The following is a 20832-nucleotide window of genomic DNA, read 5'->3' as shown; positions in this document are numbered from 1 at the left end:
GGCCGGCACTACCGGCGATTCAGCCCAACCGCCACAGCAGCAGCCGGTTGTTGGCCGGCATCGCCACGTCACCCAGGCGGGTGAATCCGTGGTCGGCGGCCAGCGCCTGCACCGCTTCGCTATCGCGGATGCCGCTGCGCGGGTCGCGCGTCTTCAGCCAGGCATCGAACTGCGCGTTGCTGTCGCTGGTGTAGCGGCCGCCGTAGTTGAACGGGCCGTACACCGCCAGCAGCGCGCCATGCCGCAGCACCGATGGCAGCGCGGCGAACAGCGCCTGCACATGCTCCCAGCCCATGATGTGCAACGTGTTGGCACTGAATGCGGCGTCGAACGTGCTGCCCTGCGGCAGGCTCAGGCCGGGCGCCGGCGGCAGTTCCACCTGCAGCGGCATCGGCGCCAGCAGGTTCAGCAGCGCCGCCTCCGCGCGCCAGGCCTCGATGCCGGGCAGATGGTCAGGATGATCGCTGGGCTGCCAGCGCAGCCACGGCCAGCGCTCGGCGAAGAACGCCGCGTGCTGTCCGGTGCCGCTGCCGATCTCCAGCAGCCGGTGGCGGTCACCCATCCACGGGTCGAGTGCGGCGGCGATCGGTTCGCGGTTGCGCTCGCAGGCTTCTGAATACGGCTTGCTCGACATCAGGACGGTGTCCAGGCGGGGTCGGCCCCATTGTGCACGAGGGGGTGTTGCTCGGCAGGGCTGCGCCCTGCACCCGCCGAAGCCGAAGCGGGAGCCAGAGCAACGTCAAAAGCTGGCATTCCGTGGGATGGCAGGGTGGGTCCGGTTGCGGGGGACGCCGTAAACCCGTCCTTGGGGGCTTGGCCGCGGCATCCATGCCGCGGACACCCCCGCAACCGGACCCACCCCGCCTTCGACAGTTTCCAGCGATCTGTTGGAACGGCTCTTGGGGTCAGATCCGTTTTCCGCAGGAAAACGGATCTGACCCCGGATTTATTTCGATATCTGACAGATTGTGTCGGCCAAGGTCGACACCTACCAACAGCCGCGCGGACAACCATCGCAGTTCCCAACAGCCGCGGAGATCTGTCGAAGGTGGGGCGGTGTGGGTGGGCAGGACCGTTGGCGCCATGGATGGCGCCATCGAGCCCCCAGGGGTGAGGGCGCTTTGCTTGCGAAGCAGTGCTTCGCAAGCGCCCGAACGCCCAGCCGCCAGCGGCTGGGCCGGACCGCGGAGCGGGGTTTACGGCGTGTCCTGCCCACCCACACCGCCCCGCCAACCCACGGAATGCCCGCTGTTGCTGTTGCTGTTGCTTTGGCCTCTGCAGGTGCAGGGCTGCAAGCCCTGCCGAAACCCACCCAACCATGACTGCAGTCACTTGCCCGGACGCGCCGCGCTGGCGAAAGTCGAGTGGTTGACGTGATCGGCTCGGCCCGTTGCCGGCCGCACGCAAGCGAGAGAGAGAAACGCTGTGCAACGACGTGAGTTCCTGGCTTTTTCCGGTCTGGGCCTGGCGGGCCTGCTGCTGCCGCATTCCCGTGCCATCGCCGCCGAGCAGCTGCTCGCCCCGGTCGACACCCTCCAGCGCAGGCGCCTGGCGGACGTGGCGCTCGCCGCCGCACGCACGGCCAAGGCCAGCTACTGCGATGTGCGCATCGGCCGCTACCTCAACCAGTCGGTCATCACCCGCGAGCACCAGGTCGGCAATGTGACCAACCGCGAATCGTCCGGTGTCGGCGTCCGGGTGATCGTCAACGGGGCCTGGGGCTTCGCTGCCACCCACCAGCAGACCGAGGCCGCCGTGCGTGCTGCGGTCGAACAGGCGGCGGCCATCGCCCGCGCCAACGCCGGCATCCAGACCCGGCCGGTGCAGCTGGCGCCGACGCCCTCGGTGGGTGAGGTGCGCTGGCAGACCCCGGTCCGCAGGAACGCGATGGCGGTGCCGATCCAGGACAAGGTCGAGCTGCTGCTGGCGCTCAACGCCGCCGCGCTGAATGCGGGTGCCGACTACATCAATTCCACCCTGTTCCTGGTCAATGAACAGAAGTACTTCGCGTCCAGCGACGGCTCGTTCATCGACCAGGACATCCACCGCATCTGGCTGCCGTTCACCGCCACCGCCATCGACAAGGCCAGCGGCAGGTTCCGCACCCGTGCCGGGCTGTCCTCGCCGATGGGCATGGGCTATGAGTTCCTCGATGGCGATGCGCGCGGCAAGGTGCACCTGCCCGGTGGCATTACTGCCTACCGCGATTCCTACGACCCGGTCGAGGACGCCATTGCCGCCGCCCGCCACGCGCGCGAGAAGCTGAAGGCGCCGTCGGTGAAGCCGGGCAAGTACGACCTGGTGCTGGATCCGTCCAACCTGTTCCTGACCATCCACGAGAACGTCGGCCACCCGCTGGAGCTGGACCGCGTGCTCGGCTACGAAGCCAACTACGCCGGCACCAGCTTCGCCACGCTGGACAAGCGCGATGCCGGTTTCCGCTGGGGCAGCGACATCGTCACCTTCTTCGCCGACAAGACCCAGCCGGGCAGCCTCGGTGCGGTCGGCTACGACGACGAAGGCGTGAAGACCCAGCGCTGGGATCTGGTGCGCGACGGCATCCTGGTCGACTACCAGGCCACCCGCGATGAGGCCCATATCCTCGGCCGCGATGCATCGCATGGCTGCAGTTACGCCGATTCCTGGTCCAGCGTGCAGTTCCAGCGCATGGCCAATGTCTCACTGGCGCCGGGCAAGCAGCCGCTCAGCGTCGAGGACATGATCAAGGACGTGGAGAACGGCATCTACATCCACGGCCGCGGTTCGTATTCGATCGACCAGCAGCGCTACAACGCGCAGTTCGGTGGCCAGCTGTACTACCAGATCAAGGACGGAAAGATCGCCGGCATGGTCGAGGATGCGGCCTACCAGATCCGCACGCCGGAATTCTGGAATGCCTGCACCGCCATCTGCGATGAACGCGACTTCCGCCTGGGCGGTTCGTTCTTCGACGGCAAGGGCCAGCCCGGCCAGGTCTCGGCGGTCTCGCACGGTTCGTCCACCACCCGCTTCAACGGCATCAACATCATCAACACCGCGCGCAGTCTCGGCGCTTGAGCCACCCATCCTTCGACATGGAGAGCAGCCTTGCAAAGACGTGACTTCCTGGCCCTGACCGGGCTTACCGCGGGCGGGCTGATCGTGCCCTCCTTCTTCGGCAAGGCGATTGCCGCCGAACAACTGCAGAGCACGCTGGACCTGGGGCTGAAGAAGCGCCTGGCCGACGCCGCCCTGCAGGCCGCACGCAGCGCCGGTGCCACCTACTGCGACGTGCGCATTGGCCGCTACCTGCGCCAGTTCGTGATCACCCGCGAGGACAAGGTGCAGAACGTGGTGAACACCGAGTCCACCGGCGTGGGCATCCGCGTGATCGTCAATGGCGCCTGGGGCTTCGCCGCCACCAATGCGCTGGGCACCGCCGACGTGGCCAGGGCCGCGCAGCAGGCCGCGGCGATCGCCAAGGCCAATGCCGGCGTGCAGACCGCTCCCGTACAGCTGGCCAAGGCGCCGGGCGTGGGTGAGGTGAGCTGGCGCACGCCGATCCGCAAGAATGCAATGGAGGTGCCGATCAAGGACAAGGTCGGCCTGCTGCTGGACGTCAACGCCGCAGCGATGGGCGCCGGCGCCAGCTTCGTCAATTCGATGCTGTTCCTGGTCAACGAGCAGAAGTACTTCGCGTCCACCGATGGTTCCTACATCGACCAGGACGTGCACCGCATCTGGGCACCGATGACGGTCACCGCCATCGACAAGTCCAGCGGCAAGTTCCGCACCCGCTCGGGCCTGTCCTCGCCGATGGGCCTGGGCTACGAGTACCTGGATGGCGCCGCCGCCGGCAAGGTGGTCAGCCCCAATGGCGTGGTCAACTACAGTTCTTCCTACGACATGAAGGAAGACGCCATCGCCGCGGCCAAGCAGGCGCAGGAGAAGCTGAAGGCACCGTCGGTGAAGCCGGGCAAGTACGACCTGGTGCTCGACCCATCGCACACCTGGCTGACCATCCACGAATCGATCGGCCACCCGCTGGAACTGGACCGCGTGCTCGGCTACGAAGCCAACTACGCCGGCACCAGCTTCGCCACCCTGGACAAGCGCGAACAGCATTTCCAGTACGGCAGCGAGCTGGTCAACATCTTCGCCGACAAGACGCAGCCGGGCAGCCTCGGCGCGGTGGCATACGACGACGAAGGCGTGAAGTGCAAGCGCTGGGACCTGATCAGCAACGGCAAGCTGGTGGACTACCAGACCATCCGCGACCAGGCCCACATCCTCGGCAAGACCGAGTCCGACGGCTGCTGCTATGCAGATTCGTGGTCCAGCGTGCAGTTCCAGCGCATGGCCAACGTGTCGATGGCACCGGGCAAGAAGCCGCTGAGCGTGCCCGACCTGATCAAGGACGTGGAGAACGGCATCTACATCATCGGTGACGGTTCGTTCTCGATCGACCAGCAGCGCTACAACGCGCAGTTCGGCGGCCAGCTGTTCTACGAGATCAAGAACGGCCAGATCACCCGCATGCTGGAAGACGTGGCCTACCAGATCCGCACGCCGGAGTTCTGGAACGCCTGCACCGCCGTGGCCGACGAGCGTGACTACCGCCTGGGCGGTTCGTTCTTCGACGGCAAGGGCCAGCCGGGCCAGGTCTCGGCGGTCTCGCACGGTTCGTCCACCGCGCGCTTCAACGGCATCAACGTCATCAACACCGCACGCAGCCTCGGCTGACCGGTCAGGAGCCCTTACACCATGAGTATCTTCACCGAAGCCCAGGCCAAGGCCATCCTCGACAAGGTCATCGCCCTGTCCAAGGCCGACGAGTGCACCGCCGTGCTGGCCGGCGCGATCAGCGGCAACATCCGTTTCGCACTGAACAACGTCTCCACCAGCGGCATCGTCGACAACACCGAGCTGGCGGTCACCGTCGCCTTCGGCAAGCGCGTCGGTACCGCATCGATCAACGAGTTCGACGATGCCGCGCTGGAGCGCGTGGTGCGCCGTGCCGAAGACCTGGCCCGCCTGGCCCCGGAGAACCCGGAGTTCATGCCGGCCATCGGCAAGCAGAGCTACCGCGCCAGCCCGACCTTCAGCGAATCCACCGCAGCGATCGATCCGGCGTTCCGCGCCAAGGTCGCCGCCGATTCGATCGCCCCGTGCCGTGGCCACGGCCTGATCGCCGCCGGCTTCCTCGAGGACGGCCAGGGCTTCCAGGCCACCGCCAACAGCAATGGCAACTTCGCCTACCAGCGCACCACCAACTTCGATTACACCTGCACCGTGCGCACCGAAGATGGCCGCGGTTCGGGCTGGGTCGGCCGCAACCTGAAGGATGCGGCGGACTTCAAGGCCGACCAGGACGTCCGCATCGCCATGCGCAAGGCCACTGAATCGGCCGAAGCCAAGGCGCTGGAGCCGGGCAAGTACACGGTGATCCTGGAGCCGGCCGCGGCCGCGGGCCTGATCAGCTTCATGATGAACTTCTTCAGCGCACGCTCGGCCGATGAAGGCCGCAGCTTCCTGTCGAAGAAGGGCGGTGGCAACAAGCTGGGCGAGCAGGTCTACGACCCGCGCGTGACCATGATCGCCGACCCGTGGCATCCGGACGCGCCGGTGCTGCCGTGGGACGGCGAAGGCATGCCGCGCGAGCGCATGGCCATCATCGAGAACGGCAAGATCGCCAACCTGGACTACTCGCGCTTCTGGGCACAGAAGCAGGGCAAGACCGCCAAGGCAACGCCGGGCAACCTGCTGATGAGTGGTGGCGACAAGAGCACCGCCGAGCTGGTGCGCGGCACCCAGAAGGGCATCCTGGTCACTCGTACCTGGTACATCCGCATGGTGGATCCGCAGACCGTGCTGCTGACCGGCCTGACCCGTGACGGCACCTTCTACATCGAGAACGGCCAGATCAAGCACCCGGTGAAGAACTTCCGCTTCAACGAATCGCCGGTGATCATGCTCAACAACATCGAAGAGCTGGGCAAGCCGGTGCGCGTGGCCGGTGATGAATCCAGCTACGTGATGATGATCCCGCCGATGAAGCTGCGCGATTTCACCTTCACCTCGCTGTCCGACGCGGTCTGATGGATCGCCGGGCCTGCCTGCGCTGGTTGGCCGCTGCCGCTTCGGCGGCGGCGCTGCCAGCCTGGGCGCAGTCAGGCCCGCGCAGTTCGCGCTACGACTTCTGGTTCACCCGCCTGCAGTACGACTCCGGCGACTGGGACGTGGACGCGCGCATGCCGTCCAACCTGATCACCTCGCTGATCGACTACACCTCATTGCGGGTGGATCCGCAGGAGCATGTTGTCGCACTGGCCGACCCACGCATGCTGGAAGCGCCGTTCTGCTACCTGGCCGGACACACCTTGGTGGAGTTCAACGCCGCCGAGCGGCAGAACTTCGTGCGCTACGTGCGCAATGGCGGCTTCGTCTTCGTCGACGACTGCAACCACGATATCGACGGCCTGTTCGCCACCTCGTTCGAGGCGCAGATGGGTCGCCTGTTCGGTCCGAAGGCACTGCAGAAGCTGCCCAACAGCCATCCGCTGTACCGCAGTTTCTTCCGCTTCCCCGATGGCCCGCCCGCCACCAGCTTCGAACTCAACGGCTGGGGCGACGACCTGGTGCACGACTACCTGAAGGGCATCGAGGTCGATGGCCGCCTGGGCCTGCTCTACAGCAACAAGGACTACGGCTGCGAGTGGGACTACGACTGGCGCAACAAGCGCTTCCTGGCCGAAGACAACACCCGCTTCGGCGTCAACATCGTGATGTACGCGTTGAACAATTGATAGGACCTGCACGCCCATGACCTCCCCCGACCTCGATTCCCTGCTGCCGCGCCTGCACGATCTGCGCGCCGCGCTTGCACGCGCAGTGGTGGGCCAGAACACCGTGGTCGAACAGCTACTGATCGGCCTGCTGGCCGGCGGCCACTGCCTGCTGGAAGGCGCCCCGGGACTGGGCAAGACCCTGCTGGTGCGCTCGCTCGGGCAGGCGCTGGAACTGCAGTTCCGGCGCGTGCAGTTCACCCCCGACCTGATGCCCAGCGACATCCTCGGTACCGAGCTGCTGGAGGAAGACCACGGCACCGGCCATCGCCATTTCCGCTTCCAGCAGGGCCCGATCTTCACCCACCTGCTGCTGGCCGACGAACTCAACCGTACCCCGCCCAAGACCCAGGCCGCGCTGCTGGAAGCGATGCAGGAGCGCACGGTCAGCTACGCCGGCACCACCTACGCATTGCCCGCACCGTTCTTCGTGCTGGCGACGCAGAACCCGATCGAGCAGGCCGGTACCTACCCGCTGCCGGAAGCACAGCTGGACCGCTTCCTGCTGCACGTTCTGGTGGATTACCCCAGCGAAGACGAGGAACGGCAGATTCTGGAACAGACCACCGGCGGCGCCACCGACGCGGTGCCGAAGGTGATGGATGCCGAGGCCGTGATCGCCCTGCAGGCCGCAGTACGCCAGGTGCATGTCAGCCCGGATGTGCTGGCCTGGATCACCCGCCTGGTGCGCGCCAGCCGCCCCGGCGAAGGCGCACCGGCGGCGATCAACCAGTGGGTGAAATGGGGCGCCGGCCCGCGCGCCGGGCAGTCGCTGGTGCTGGCGGCGAAAGCACGCGCACTGCTGCAGGGCCGCTTCGCCGCCACCCGCGAGGATGTGCAGGCACTCGCCACGCCGGTGATGCGTCATCGCCTGCTGCTGTCGTTCGCCGCCGAGGCCGAGCAGAAGCGTGCCGACGACGTGGTCGCCGCCCTGCTGCAGGCCGTGCCGTTCCCGGGTTGAGCCACGCGTGAACGCAGGTGCCCCGCTGACGTTGCCACCGGAACTGCGTGCGCGCCTGCGCACGCTGCGGTTGCGGCCGCGCCTGGCCAGCGGCGCAAGCGGCATCGGCCAGCACGCCAGCCGCAGCCGCGGTGCCGGTCTCGAATTCGCCCAGTACCGTGCCTACGAGCCGGGCGACGAACTGCGCCAGATCGACTGGAAGCTGTACGCCCGCTCGGATCGTTTCTTCGTGCGCGAATCCGAACGCGAAAGCCCGATCACGGTCTGGCTGCTGCTCGATGCCACTGCTTCCGCCGGCCAGGCCGATCGCGCGGCACCGCAGCGCACGCGCCTGGACCACATGCGCGGCGTGGCCGCGTGCGTGGTGGAGCTGGCCCTGCAGCAGGGCGACCGTTTCGGCCTACTGGCGATCAATGGCGATGGCCTGCAGCTGGTGCCCGCAGCGAACGGCGCACGCCAGCGTGATCGCGTGCATCTGCAACTGCATGCCCTGCAGGCACGCGGTGGCTGGCCTGCGGCCGATCGCCTGCGTCCCCTGTGGGAGCGCGTACGCCCGGGCGACCTGCTGCTGGCAATCGGTGATGGTTTCGACGAGGCCGGCATCACGCTGCTGGAGCAACTGGCCAGCGCACGCCGCGAAGTGGCACTGCTGCAGATCCTGACCGCCGACGAGCGCGACTTCCCGTTCGACGCCGGCCATCGCTTCCGCGACCCCGAGACCGGCGAGGAACTGCTGGGCGATGGTGCGGCGATCCGCGCCGACTACCTGCAGCGCTTCGCCGACGCACGCAGTGCGCTGCAGTCGCGCCTGCAAGCCAGCGGCATCGCCAGTGCCACCGGCTGGCTCGACCAACCGTTGGACCAGCCGCTGCAGGCACTGTTTGCCCGTGGGGGCGGCGGATGAACCTGCTGTTCCCGCTCGGCCTGGCTGCGCTCGCCGCATGGCTGCTGCCGCTGCTGATCCACCTCGCCCGCCGCCATCCGTACACACCGCTGGATTTCGCCGCGCTGCGCTGGCTGCGTGCACAGATCCGGCCGCGCCAGCGCATCCGCTTCGATGACTGGCCATTGCTGCTGGTGCGCCTGCTGTTGCTGGCCGCGCTCGCCTTGCTGCTGGCACGACCCGCATTGACCGGGCCCGCGCCAGCCCCCGCTGCGTGGACGGTCGTTGCTCCAGGGCTGGACGCGACCGCACTACGCGGGACCGCCGAAGCGGGCAACTGGCATTGGCTGGCGCCCGGTTTCCCGGCCATTGATCAAGTGCCACCTGCGTCCACGGCCTCCCTGCCCAGCCTGCTGCGCGAACTGGATGCACAACTGCCCCCGGGCACCGCATTGACCGTGCACGTTCCCGATCCCCTGCCCGGCCTGGACGGCGCACGCCTGCAGCTGTCGCGCGACGTGCGATGGCACACGCAGCCGATGCCGGCCACTGCGCAACCGAGTGCCGCGACGTCGCCGCGCCTACGCGTGCACAGCGATGCTTCGGCCACTGCCCAGCACTGGTTGAACGCACTGCAACGCGCGTGGGGTGTGCAGGCACCGCCCTCGCCCTTGGCCGGGGATGCTGTGCCCGAGCGCGGCGAAATCGGCGTGTGGAGCCGCAGCGATGCACTGCCAGCACACTGGCAGGCGTGGCTGCGCGATGGCGGTCGTGTCATGACTGCCGGCAAGCCTGCTGCCAGCGCCAGCATCCTGCTGCGCGACGCCCAAGGCGCACCGCTGCTGTGGCAGCAACGCATCGGCCACGGCTATGTGCTGGCGCTGCCGGGTGACTGGAATGCCGCCAGCAACGCTGCGCTGCGCGATCCGCAGTTGCCGCGTGCCCTGCTGCTGGCGCTGCAGCCGCCCACGGCTCCGCGCCTGGGCGATGCACGTGACCAGGCACCGCGCCGAACCGCATTGCCTGCTGCAACACCGCCGCTGCGAGAGCCGACGCCTTGGCTGTTGCTGGCCATCGTGCTGCTGTTCGCGCTGGAACGCTGGATGGCCAGCAGTAGCCGACGCAGGGGGCCCGCATGAACACCCTGCAGCACGCCTGGCAACGCGCGCGCCGCCGCCATGCGCTCGTCACCCTGCTGCTGGGCCTGCCGTGGGCGCTGGCCGCAACGGTGCTGGCGCTGCGCCTGGCGGGCTTCGACATCGCCTGCGTGGTCGGCACGATCGGCCTGCTCGCCTGCGCGGCCCTCGCCACTGCACGCGCCCGCCGGCTGGACCGCCAGTGGCTGCAGCGCCAGCTCGATGGCAGCGGCGCCAGCGAGGACAGTGCCGACCTGCTGTTCGCCGATAGCGCCACGCTCAATCCGCTGCAGCAGCGCCAGCGCGCGCATGTGCAGGCCACGCTGGAGCGCGCGATGCCGGAACTGCGTCCGCGCTGGCCGCGTGGGGCGTTGGCGCTGTGCTGGATCGCTGGCCTGGCCATCGTTGTGCTGGCACTCGGCTGGCCACGTTCGAATCCCGGTTCCGCGCCTGCCCGCACGTCGGCGCCTGGCAGCACCGCCGCCGCGGGCCCGCTGCACCTGCAGTCCACCCGCCTTCGCATCGACGCGCCGGCCTATACCGGCCAGGCCACGCTCACCCAGAATGCCTTGGACGCCAAGGTCGCCGCCGACAGCCGGCTGTCCTGGTCCCTGCGCTTCGACCGCGCACCGGACAAGGCATGGCTGCAGTTCCACGATGGTCGCCGGTTGCCACTGAGCGAGCACGATGGCCAGTGGCAGGCGCAGGATGTGGCACGCACGCCGGTGCTGTACCGCGTGGTGAGCGAACCGGCACTGGCAGAGACCCGCCTGCATCGGCTGGATGTAGTGGCTGACCGCGCACCCAGCGTGCGCGTGCTGGAGCCCGCGGCCAGCCTGGTACTGGGCACGCCCGGGCAACGGCAGTGGGCATTGCGCTTCGAGGCCAGCGACGATTACGGCGTGGCCGTGCAGGCAACGCTGTCGATCACCACCACCCAGGGCAGCGGTGAGAACATCACCTTCGTCCGCCGCAGCGTCAGCCTCACCGGCAATGGCGAGCCGACCGCACGGCGCTTCGCGCATACGCTGGATCTGGCTGCATTGGGCGCGCAGCCGGGCAACGATGTGATCGCCCAGCTGGAAGTGCGCGACAACCACACACCCACGCCGCAGACCGGGCGCAGCAGCAGCGTGATCCTGCGCCTGCCCAGCGCCGAGGTCGCGCTCGGTGCGGAGCTGGAAGGCCGCATCAAGAAGACCCTGCCTGCGTACTTCCGCAGCCAGCGGCAGATCATCATCGATGCTGAAGCCTTGATCCGGCAGCGTCGCAGTCTGGCTGCGGAAGGCTTCGTGAAGCGCAGCGATGCGATCGGTGTCGACCAGCGCATCCTGCGCCTGCGCTATGGCCAGTTCCTGGGCGAGGAAAGCGAAGGTGCGCCGAAGCCACCGCCGACCAGCGACCTGCCCACCAGCGATACGCCGGCCGCAGACGACCACGATCACGATCACGACCATGGCGCCGGGGCCGGGGCCGGAGCGCACGATGAGCATGGCCACGATCACGGCGGCAAGGCGTCCAATGCCGATACGCCACCGGTGTTCGGCAGCGACACCGACGTGCTCTCCGAATACGGCCACACCCATGACCACGCCGAGGCGACCACCCTGCTCGATCCGCAGACCCGCGCCACGCTGAAGGCCGCGCTGGACCAGATGTGGTCGGCCGAAGGCGAGCTGCGCCAGGGCCGACCGGAGCAGGCGTTGCCCTTCGCCTACAAGGCACTGGGCTTCATCAAGCAGGTGCAGCAGGCCGAGCGCATCTATCTGGCCCGTGTCGGACCGGAGCTGCCACCGATCGATGAGGGCCGCCGCCTCGGCGGTGACCGTGCCGGGCTGGCCAGTCGTGAACTGCCGCTGGCCGCCCGCACCCTGCCCGATCCAGCCATCGTCGAAGCCTGGCAGCGCCTCGGCGATGACACCGACGCGCCGGATCTGGATGCGCTCGCGGCCTGGCAGCAGCGCAACGCCGCCTACCTGCCCGATGCACTCGATCTGGCTGCGGCCATCGAGCAGCTGCGCATCGAGCCCGGTTGCCACGACTGTCGCCAGCGCCTGCGCGCACAGTTGTGGCGGGCGCTGCAGCGTCCGCTGCCGCAGGCGATGCGGCGCAGTGCCGCCGATGCGATGGGCCAGCGCTACCTCGACGCGCTGGAGGCGCAGCCATGAACGCCTCCGCTGTGAACCTGTGGATTGCGCTGGCCCTCGCCCTGATCGTGGTCATCGCCAGCGTGCGCCAGCTGCGAGGAAACACCGCGCACCCCGGCCGCCGGTGGATCGTGATCGCACTGCAGATCATCGTCGCCGCGCTGCTGTATTTCTGCCTGGTGCCGCCCACCCGCCAGCAACCTGCAGGCGGGCTGGTGGTGCTCGGAACCGATGCCGGCAAGGCCGGCGCGCTCCCGGCCAGCGAAGGCCCGCTGTTGCTGTTGCCGGAAGCTGCCGATGTGGCCGGCGCACAGCGCGTTCCCGACCTGGCCACCGCGCTGCGCCAGCATCCGGCGTCCACGCTGACCCTGGTCGGTGCGGGCCTGGTCGCGCGTGACCGCGACGCGGTGCTGCCACCGGATGTACGTTGGCAGGCCGCACCGGAGCCGCGCGGCTGGATCGTCCTGCAACCCCCTGCCGATGCCGCACCCGGTGCTCGTTTCGACGTGCACGCACAGGCGCGTGGTGCTGCAAAGGCGAAAGCCGAACTGCTCGACCCGGCGGGCAGCGTGGTTGATCGCACGGCGGTTGCCGAAGACGGCCGCGTGCAGCTCAGCGGCATCGCCCGCGCCGAAGGCCGCAGCGTGTTCCAGCTGCGCCTGCTCGATACCGAAGGCCATGTGGTGGACAGCGCGCCGGTGCCGCAGCAGACCCTGCCGGCCGCCCCCATACGGCTGCTGGTGCGTGCCAGTGCGCCGGGCCCGGAGTTGAAGTACCTGCGCCGCTGGGCCGCCGATGCCGGCATCCGCGTGCAGGTGCAGGCCGATACCGGCGCTGGGCTCAGCGTGGGTGATGGCGCGGTTTCGCTCGATGCTGCAACACTGGCACGCAGCGACCTGCTGCTGCTGGACGAACGCAGCCTGGCAGCGTTGAGTGCAGGCCAGCTGGCTACCGTGCGCCAGGCGCTGCGCGAGGGACTCGGCGTGCTGGTGCGCAGTGCAGGCGCACCTTCGGCCAGCGCGCGCCAGCGACTGCGCGATCTGGGCCTGCCAGTGCTGGGCGATGGCAGCAGCCACCTCCTTGAACTTCCCGGCGATGGCGAAAGCACGATCCTCGCCGCACGACGCGGCCCGCTCGCCGCCGGCACGTTGCCGACCGGCTACGGTGAGGAGGCCGACCGCCGTTCGCACAGTGCCACCCTGCCCGCGCTGGAAGCCCTGGCGCTGCAGGTGCCGGGCAGCAGCGCGCTGCTGCAGGATCGTGCTGGCAACGCCATCGGCGGCTGGCGCGCGGCTGGCAAGGGCCGCATCGGCCTGCTGCCGATGACCGACAGCTGGCGCTGGGTGCTGGCCGGGCGCGACGACCGCCACGGCGAACTGTGGAGCAGCGTGGTGGCCACGCTGGCGCGTGCACAGGGCAGCGCTGATGCGCTGTGGTCACCGCAGCCGATCAGCTGGGCAGGCGAACGGCAGACGCTGTGCGGCGTGCAGGCGCCGCTGCAGGTCTTCAACGAAGGTGGCGACGGAGTACCGCTGGTCGTCGATGGCGCGACCTCGACCCTGCGCTGCGCCGGCTGGTGGCCACGTGACGCAGGCTGGCAGCGCCTGCAGCATGGCGACAGCATCGTCTGGCGCTATGTGTTCGACCCAAGAGCCGCGACCGTGCTGCATCGGCAGGCAATGATCGATGCGACGACTCAGGCGTTGGTCTCCAGCACGCCGGCGAACGCATTGGTGATGCAACCCGTGCCAGGATCGCGCTGGCCGTGGTGGCTGGCGTTCGTGCTGTGCGCCTCGCTGCTGTGGTGGCTGGAACGGCGGCGCATGCACGCCCCTCGATTGACGCAACCAGCACCGTAGGGCAGGCGACGGCAGGTAGCCCCCTCCTCGATAGTCCGCCTCTGCGCATATCAACAACAGGCGTGCCCGGATCGGGCAGTGCCGGAACCGCTGGGTTTGCCCTGTACCGGCCACCCAAGGCAGACTGGTACGCGGACGGACAGCTCCATTGGAGGGAGCCATGATCGACACGATGTCGTGTGCATCACGCACATTCCCATTCCCATCCCCTGCCATCGCGTATCGTCAGCCTTCGGCCGGGGTGCGCCGATGAGCGTCTTCATCATCGTCAAGATCATCCTGCTGCTCGTGGCGCTGGTGGCTTGGCTGAACTACCAGTCGCGGCGCAAGGACAACCAGAATGCGCTGGCCGCCCTGCGCCGCACCCAGGTCGTCCGTGAACTGCAGGACGACGAAGCGCTGGCCCTGGAGTCCCTCCGCGTCGCCCACGGCCTCGCGTGGGAAACCGGTGTGCGTCGCCTGCGTGGCCGCTTCAGCCGCCACGGCATCATCGCCAACGGCGTCGAAACACTCCACGACACCCTCGGGGGCGTGGACGTGCTGCTGCCCTACGATGCGCCCTTGTTCCTGGCCGAGGACAACGACGCCGACGTTGTGCTGACGGAGCGCCAGGCCATCGTGGTGCGGCTCAATGATTTTTCCGTTGTCGAAGGACGCAGCCGCAGCCTGCACGACGGCCGCGGCGACGGGCTCCCGCCTGGTGCCCCGCCACTGCCCGCGCCCCCGTCGCTGGCCGCCCAGCCGGTCACGACACTGGAAGAGCGTGCCGAGACCTTCGAGGAAGCGCAGCTGCGGCGGCGGCCCGCGTTCGGATGGCTGCCCGCTGGCTTCTGGATCGTCGCGCTTTCACTGCTGTTGACGGCCACCATCGCCGACCTGGGAGATGCGTTGCCGCTGGTCATGCTGCTGGCCATTGCGGCGGCCCTGGCCGGTATCGTGTGCCAGCTCCGCCCGCCGCTGCGCAAGATCCGGCCTGGCCGGGTCCGTCGCGTAGAGGGCGTCCTGCATCGGCTGGAGATGCCCAATCCGATGAATGCCGCGCTGCGGCTGCAACGCTTCTTCGTCGGCGACAGCCTGCAGGTACAGGTCCCGGTGCACTGGCAGCAGTGCGGGCGCCTTCCGCTGCAGCAGACCGTGCAGCTGGACATCGCCCAGGACACCGGCGACGTCCTGTCGATCGGCCCGCACTGGTCGCGGGTGGATGAACAGCGCCGTTTCCCGCCGATCCGCTGGGGCGGCACTCTGCTGCTCCTGGTGATCGCGCTGCTGGGGGCGGTGACCGCACTGCTGGCCGGTGACGGCGACGACCTCCGCCTGGCCTGGCATGGGCTGCAGGGCACCCAGACGCGGACTGACAGCCGTGCCGACAGCGTGCTGCAGGATCCTCCGCAGCCCGGTGACCGCGTGCGGCTCAGTGGAGAAGGCCAATGCGAACTCGCGTTGACCCCGCTGGCCGATACCGGCACGGAGGTGGTGCTTCCGGACTGCGCGCGGATGCGCTGGGGCGCCACCACGGTGGTGCTGCCTGCGCTGGCGGTGCCCGACCCGCTGCTGTCGCTGTATCGCGGCAGTTTCGTCGATGCGCAGAAAGACGGCTATTCGACGATGCTGCGCATGCTGATGATGCAGCAGATCAGCGATCCCTATCAGCAGGCGCTGATGGCCGCGCGCGGCGAGCAGCAGATAGTGACGGCGCTCGGCCGCATGATCGATACGGTCGAAGCCGCCTGCGCGGTCGGCCTGCGTGACTGCGCAGGGTTGCAGCAGTCCATCGTTCGCGCGCTCGGTGCATCGGTGGAGGTGGACGGCCAGGACACTGCACTGGACGACTGGCCGAAACTGGCCCAGCACATGCGCCGGCTGGCCACGGAGGGCGAGGACGGTATGTACATGACCGGCAGCGACCTCGCCGCACTGCGTGGAATCGCCCGCGAGCATGCCGGTGCCGCCATCGCCACCCGATTGGCAGCGCTCACACCGCAGTTGATCAGCCTGCAGCGCGGCGGCGTGGTGCTGGAAACCCCCGATGACCTGCGTGACGGAGCGCAGCACGCACCGCGGGACCCCGTGCGTTCCGACACCCTGCTCGATCACTGGCAGGAGGCAGGGGCGGTGGTCGCAACCCCTGTACCGTTCTCGTTGCAGGGGCTCGTGCTGTCCACCCGGCAGGACGCAGGCGGTCTGCGCCTGCGTGTGGAACCCGGCGCCTCCGATGACCGCATCCAGCGTGCAGTGGCCAGCAGCCTGATGCTGCTGCTGTCACTGACGCTGATCGTGGTGCAGGCGGCCCTGCTGGCGCGGGGCATCCTGCGCGCCCGCGCCCGGCGACGCGCGCTGGACGCCGACCTGCAGTCACGCCCGGCACCGGGCCAACCGGCCTGAGCGGCGCGGCTACTTCACCGGCGGCGCGTCGCCAGCATTCTGTTCCTGGGAGAACAGCAGCGCGCGCCGCTGCTGCTCCGCACTGAGTTCCGGCGGTGGCCGCGCCACGGCGGCCTGGATCTGCGAAGGTCCACCCGTGAGCTTGTTCACGCCCTTGGCGGCCGCCATGACCCCCTTGACCACACCCATCATGATGTAGCCGCCACTCATGCTGACCTGCTCCGGCGACGGCGGTTCGCTCCAGTCGCGGCTGAAACGGTTGTCGCCGAACTTCACCGGGTTCTTGAAGCGGTACAGGTCCAGCGGCTCGTCTTCAGGCTTGAGCGCACGCACTTCGCCGAGAGTGGTGACGTTGTCCTGCGGCAGTGCGGTGGAAACCGGCGTGGTGGTTGCCGCCGGCGCATCTGCAGGAGGCTTGGGCGCCGGGTCGGGCACCACTACCGGCGTGGACTGCTGTGCCTGCGCGATGCCAGCCAGCAGCATGCCGGCCAGGACTGCTCCCTGCGTTCCACGTCGTGCCACAGCCATCCACCCTGTTGGTTGCGTCCAGCACCCAAGGATACGGATGCAGGCTTCAGATTTCGTTGCTGCGTCGGTGGCTGTTCAGCCAGGGGAGATGCTTTGATGACATGGCCTGCGCGCACTGAACGGTTCACTCCATCCCATGATCGTGTCTCACATCCTGAGACGTCTTTGTGGTGCCATGTGACCCCTCGTAAAACGTCCCGGCTCCATCTTCCATGGCTTACGAACTCGCCAAGCGCACCGCCGATGCCGAGCAGAAGCTCGCCACCCGCGATGGCCTGCCCGCCCGTGACGGCGCCCTGCTCAGCGCGCGCCTGCAGCGCCGCTACCAGGACCGCATTACCGGCAGCTTTGCCCTTCCCGGCCGGGAAGGCCGCTATGCGCCCATTCCCGATTCGGTTCCGCCGGCCCTGGCTGCCGCGCTGAAGGCGCGGGGCATCGAGCAGCTCTACAGCCACCAGGCCGAAGCCTGGGAGGCCAGCCAGCGCGGCGAGCACGTGGCCATCGTCACCCCCACCGCCAGCGGCAAGTCGCTGTGCTACACCCTGCCGGTGGTCAGCGCGGCGATGCAGGACAAGGCCAAGGCGCTGTACCTGTTCCCGACCAAGGCGCTGGCCCAGGACCAGGTGGCCGAGCTGCTGGAGCTCAACCGCGCCGGCGATCTGGGGGTGAAGGCCTTCACCTTCGATGGCGATACCCCCGGCGATGCACGCCAGGCGATCCGCCTGCACGGCGACATCGTGGTCTCCAACCCGGACATGCTGCACCAGGCGATCCTGCCGCATCACACCAAGTGGGCGCAGTTCTTCGAGAACCTGCGCTACATCGTCATCGACGAGGTGCATACCTACCGCGGCGTGTTCGGCAGCCACGTCACCAACGTGCTGCGCCGGCTCAAGCGCATCTGCGCGTTCTACGGCGTGCAACCGCAGTTCATCCTGTGCTCGGCCACCATCGGCAACCCGCAGGCGCATGCCGAGGCACTGATCGAGGCACCGGTCACCGCCATCACCGAGTCCGGCGCGCCCAGCGGCCCCAAGCAGGTGCTGCTGTGGAACCCGCCGGTGATCAATCCGGACCTGGGCCTGCGCGCCTCGGCGCGCTCGCAGAGCAACCGCATCGCACGCATTGCGATCAAATCCGGGCTGAAGACCCTGGTGTTCGCGCAGACACGCTTGATGGTCGAGGTGCTGACCAAGTACCTGAAGGACATCTTCGACCACGACCCGCGCAAGCCGCCGCGCATCCGCGCCTACCGTGGCGGCTATCTGCCCACCGAGCGCCGCGAGACCGAGCGTGCGATGCGCGCCGGCACCATCGACGGCATCGTCAGCACCTCGGCGCTGGAACTGGGCGTGGATATCGGCAGCCTGGACGTGGTGATCCTCAACGGTTATCCGGGCAGCGTGGCCGCCACCTGGCAGCGCTTCGGCCGCGCCGGCCGCCGCCAGCAGCCGGCGCTGGGGGTGATGGTGGCCAGCTCGCAACCACTGGACCAGTACGTGGTGCGCCATCCGGATTTCTTCGCCGAGGCCTCGCCCGAACACGCACGCATTGCGCCGGACCAGCCGCTGATCCTGTTCGACCACATCCGCTGCGCAGCCTTCGAGCTGCCGTTCCGGGTCGGCGATGGCTTCGGCCCGATCGACCCGGAAGTGTTCCTGGAAGCGCTGGCCGAAACCGAGGTGATCCACCGCGAGGGCGAACGCTGGGAATGGATCGCCGACAGTTATCCGGCCAACGCGGTCAGTCTGCGTGCGGTGGCCGATGGCAACTTCGTGGTGGTCGATCGCAGCGATGGCCGCCAGCAGATCATCGCCGAAGTGGATTACTCCGCCGCCGCGCTCACCCTGTACGAGGGCGCCATCCACATGGTGCAGTCCACCCCGTACCAGGTGGAGACGCTCGACTGGGACGGCCGCAAGGCCTATGTCACCCGCACGCATGTGGATTACTACACCGACAGCATCGACTGCACCAAGCTCAAGGTACTGGACCGCTTCGACGGCGGCGTGGCCGGCCGTGGTGATTCGCATCATGGCGAAGTACACGTGGTACGCCGCGTGGCTGGCTACAAGAAGATCCGCTACTACACCCACGAGAACATCGGCTACGGGCCGGTGAACCTGCCCGACCAGGAACTGCATACCACTGCGGTGTGGTGGCAGCTGCCGCAGGCACTGTTGCTGCGCGCCTTCGCCAGCAAGCAGGATGCGCTGGATGGCTTCCTTGGCGCCGCCTATGCGCTGCACATCGTCGCCACCGTGGCGGTGATGGCCGATGCGCGCGACCTGCAGAAGTCGGTCGGCAACGGCGATGGTTCCTGGTTCGCGATCGCCGACCAGAGCGGCCGTGGCCAGCTGCGCGGCAGCGAGGGCGATCCCGGCGTCGTCGAGCTGCTGCAGGAATTCGTGCCCACCGTGTATCTGTACGACAACTTCCCCGGCGGCGTCGGCCTGAGCGAACCGCTGTGGCAGCGCCAGGCCGAGCTGGTGCAGCGCGCGCGCGAACTGGTGCAGCGCTGCGACTGCAAGGCCGGTTGCCCGGCCTGTGTCGGCCCGGTGCTGGCCGCGCAGGAAGAGGAGGACACCTCGCCGCGTGCGCTGGCGCTGCGCGTGCTGGATCTGTTCGATGCCGAGGCCTGCCAGCACGTACGCGACGTGGTGGTGACCGCGCGCGACCCGATGGAGCTGCTGGCCCCGTGAGCCTGAGCCTGGACAAGCTGCGCCTGCTGCGGAAGCAGGCCGGTGACCCGAAAGCAGTCACGCCGGTGACGCCCGAGCCGCCAGCGCCGGCCCCGGTAGCCGCCAACGATGCACAGCAGCCACCGGCCGAGCGTTCGGTGTTCGCCTGGGTCGAGCAGGAGATCCGCCACAAGCCGACCGGCGCTGCTGCGCCCGTGACAGCCGCCGCACCGCTGCGTCGGCCGGAAGTGGGCAGCCTGCATCGCCTGCTCGGCCTGCGTTCGCGGGGTGGAGCCGCGCCGGCACGCGCCAGCGCGCAGGATCGCCAGCTGCCCGGTGAGGAGATCGCACCGGGCCTGTTCCTGATCGAATCGCTGCAGCCGCAGCCCATTCCGGCACAGCCGCTGTCGCTGGATTTCGCCCGCCGCGAAGGCGAACACGTATCCCCGCGCGACCTGCTGTTCTTCGATACCGAAACCACCGGTCTGGCCGGCGGCACCGGCACCCGCGCCTTCATGATCGGCGCCGCCGACTGGCATGTGTGCCCGCAACGCGGCGAAGGCCTGCGCATCCGCCAGCTGCTGATGGCGACGATGGCCGCCGAGGACGCGATGCTGGCCACCTTCGCCCGCTGGCTGCAGCCCTCCACCGTGTTCTGCAGCTACAACGGCCGCAGTTACGATGCGCCGCTGCTGAAGGCGCGCTACCGGCTGGCCCGCCAGCGTTGCCCGATCAGCGCGCTGGATCACGTCGACCTGCTCTATCCGACCCGCCGCCGCTATCGCGGCACGTGGGAGAACTGCAAGCTGTCCACCATCGAACGCCAGCTGCTGCGCGTGGTGCGCGAAGACGACCTGCCCGGTTCTGAAGCGCCGGGCGCATGGCTGCGTTTCCTGCGCGGCGGCGACGCCGTGAACCTGCGCCGGGTAGCCGACCACAACCACCAGGACGTAGTGACCCTGGCCCTGCTGCTGCAACGGTTGGTACGCGAGGAGCAACGCGAGCGCGAGACGCTTTGGTTGGGCAGTAAGCGTTGACGCGGCCTGACGGTGGCAGCGGTGACACTGCCGCCACCATCCACGCCTGGAGCCCGACGATGCGCCTCAATCCCCTGGTCCTGCTCGCCATCCTACCCTTGGCCGCCTGCAGTCACGCTGGCAGCAGCACCTCTCACGATCCCGCGCCAGCACCCGTGGCCGATGCCGCGCACGAATGCAGGCCGGAGGCGCTGGAAGCCTTCACCGGCAAGACCGCCGACGAAGCCACGATCAAGAAACTGGTGGCTGACAGCGGCGCGCGCGGTGCACGGGTGGTCAAACCCGGCATGGCGGTGACCATGGACTTCCGCCAGGACCGCGTGACCGTGCAGGTGGATGCGCAGAACCGCATCGAACGCGCCAGCTGCGGTTGATCGCCTCAGGGGAGTGCCGG

General features: G+C 68.5%; 15 protein-coding genes. 13 read left to right on the top strand and 2 right to left on the bottom strand.

The features are described from left to right. Nucleotides 1-19: 19 nt before the first annotated feature. Nucleotides 20-634, bottom strand: a complete 615-nt coding sequence (locus tag D5301_RS20045) for a DUF938 domain-containing protein (RefSeq protein WP_153856690.1) — start codon at nt 632-634, stop codon at nt 20-22. Nucleotides 635-1425: 791 nt separating this feature from the next. Here D5301_RS20045 and D5301_RS20040 point away from each other — a divergent pair. The 10 genes from D5301_RS20040 to D5301_RS19995 all read left to right on the top strand — a co-directional run bounded on the left by D5301_RS20040 (nt 1426) and on the right by D5301_RS19995 (nt 16192). Continuing rightward, nucleotides 1426-3057, top strand: a complete 1632-nt coding sequence (locus tag D5301_RS20040; RefSeq protein ID WP_180855265.1) for a TldD/PmbA family protein — start codon at nt 1426-1428, stop codon at nt 3055-3057. A 30-nt stretch (nt 3058-3087) separates the two neighbouring features. Beyond that, the gene (locus D5301_RS20035; protein ID WP_110710676.1) at nt 3088-4722 is read left to right on the top strand and encodes a TldD/PmbA family protein; all 1635 of its coding nucleotides are present in this window, start codon (nt 3088-3090) and stop codon (nt 4720-4722) included. A 21-nt stretch (nt 4723-4743) separates the two neighbouring features. After that, nucleotides 4744-6078, top strand: a complete 1335-nt coding sequence (locus tag D5301_RS20030) for a TldD/PmbA family protein (RefSeq protein WP_153856689.1) — start codon at nt 4744-4746, stop codon at nt 6076-6078. Beyond that, nucleotides 6078-6785 carry a DUF4159 domain-containing protein gene (locus D5301_RS20025; protein ID WP_049398588.1) on the top strand — a complete coding sequence of 236 codons (708 nt, stop codon included), beginning with the start codon at nt 6078-6080 and terminating at the stop codon, nt 6783-6785. Before D5301_RS20030 ends, D5301_RS20025 begins: the two co-directional genes overlap by 1 nt. A gap of 16 nt (nt 6786-6801) precedes the next feature. Further along, nucleotides 6802-7785: a MoxR family ATPase gene (locus tag D5301_RS20020; protein WP_153856688.1), complete on the top strand. Its 984-nt coding sequence runs from the start codon at nt 6802-6804 to the stop codon at nt 7783-7785. A gap of 7 nt (nt 7786-7792) precedes the next feature. Beyond that, nucleotides 7793-8689 carry a DUF58 domain-containing protein gene (locus D5301_RS20015; RefSeq protein ID WP_248858634.1) on the top strand — a complete coding sequence of 299 codons (897 nt, stop codon included), beginning with the start codon at nt 7793-7795 and terminating at the stop codon, nt 8687-8689. Then, nucleotides 8686-9807: a BatA domain-containing protein gene (locus tag D5301_RS20010; protein ID WP_153856687.1), complete on the top strand. Its 1122-nt coding sequence runs from the start codon at nt 8686-8688 to the stop codon at nt 9805-9807. Before D5301_RS20015 ends, D5301_RS20010 begins: the two co-directional genes overlap by 4 nt. Then, nucleotides 9804-11972 carry a hypothetical protein gene (locus tag D5301_RS20005; RefSeq protein ID WP_153856686.1) on the top strand — a complete coding sequence of 723 codons (2169 nt, stop codon included), beginning with the start codon at nt 9804-9806 and terminating at the stop codon, nt 11970-11972. The genes D5301_RS20010 and D5301_RS20005 overlap by 4 nt, the downstream gene beginning before the upstream one ends. Then, nucleotides 11969-13810 (top strand): hypothetical protein, encoded by a 1842-nt coding sequence (locus D5301_RS20000; RefSeq protein ID WP_153856685.1) that lies wholly within the window; start codon nt 11969-11971, stop codon nt 13808-13810. The genes D5301_RS20005 and D5301_RS20000 overlap by 4 nt, the downstream gene beginning before the upstream one ends. 249 nt (nt 13811-14059) lie before the next feature. Further along, nucleotides 14060-16192 carry an IgaA/UmoB family intracellular growth attenuator gene (locus D5301_RS19995; protein ID WP_153856684.1) on the top strand — a complete coding sequence of 711 codons (2133 nt, stop codon included), beginning with the start codon at nt 14060-14062 and terminating at the stop codon, nt 16190-16192. 9 nt (nt 16193-16201) lie between these two features. Here the strand turns inward: D5301_RS19995 and D5301_RS19990 are convergent, their stop codons facing one another. After that, entirely contained in the window at nt 16202-16720 is a 519-nt protein-coding gene (locus D5301_RS19990; protein WP_153856683.1) for a hypothetical protein, read from the bottom strand. A 212-nt stretch (nt 16721-16932) separates the two neighbouring features. Here D5301_RS19990 and D5301_RS19985 point away from each other — a divergent pair, with 212 nt between their 5' ends. The 3 genes from D5301_RS19985 to D5301_RS19975 are packed head-to-tail and all read left to right on the top strand — an operon-like array spanning nt 16933 to nt 20812. Further along, nucleotides 16933-19422 carry a DEAD/DEAH box helicase gene (locus D5301_RS19985; protein ID WP_153856682.1) on the top strand — a complete coding sequence of 830 codons (2490 nt, stop codon included), beginning with the start codon at nt 16933-16935 and terminating at the stop codon, nt 19420-19422. Continuing rightward, nucleotides 19419-20438 carry a ribonuclease H-like domain-containing protein gene (locus D5301_RS19980; protein ID WP_324187360.1) on the top strand — a complete coding sequence of 340 codons (1020 nt, stop codon included), beginning with the start codon at nt 19419-19421 and terminating at the stop codon, nt 20436-20438. Before D5301_RS19985 ends, D5301_RS19980 begins: the two co-directional genes overlap by 4 nt. Before the next feature lie 59 nt (nt 20439-20497). Next, complete coding sequence (locus D5301_RS19975; protein WP_153856681.1) at nt 20498-20812, top strand: I78 family peptidase inhibitor; 315 nt, start codon at nt 20498-20500, stop codon at nt 20810-20812. Nucleotides 20813-20832: the final 20 nt, after the last annotated feature.

The organism is Stenotrophomonas sp. MH181796 (assembly GCF_009659995.1).
Taxonomy (GTDB): domain Bacteria; phylum Pseudomonadota; class Gammaproteobacteria; order Xanthomonadales; family Xanthomonadaceae; genus Stenotrophomonas; species Stenotrophomonas riyadhensis.
Note: the sequence above shows the minus strand (reverse complement) of the source record. Positions and strands in the feature narration are given on the sequence as shown.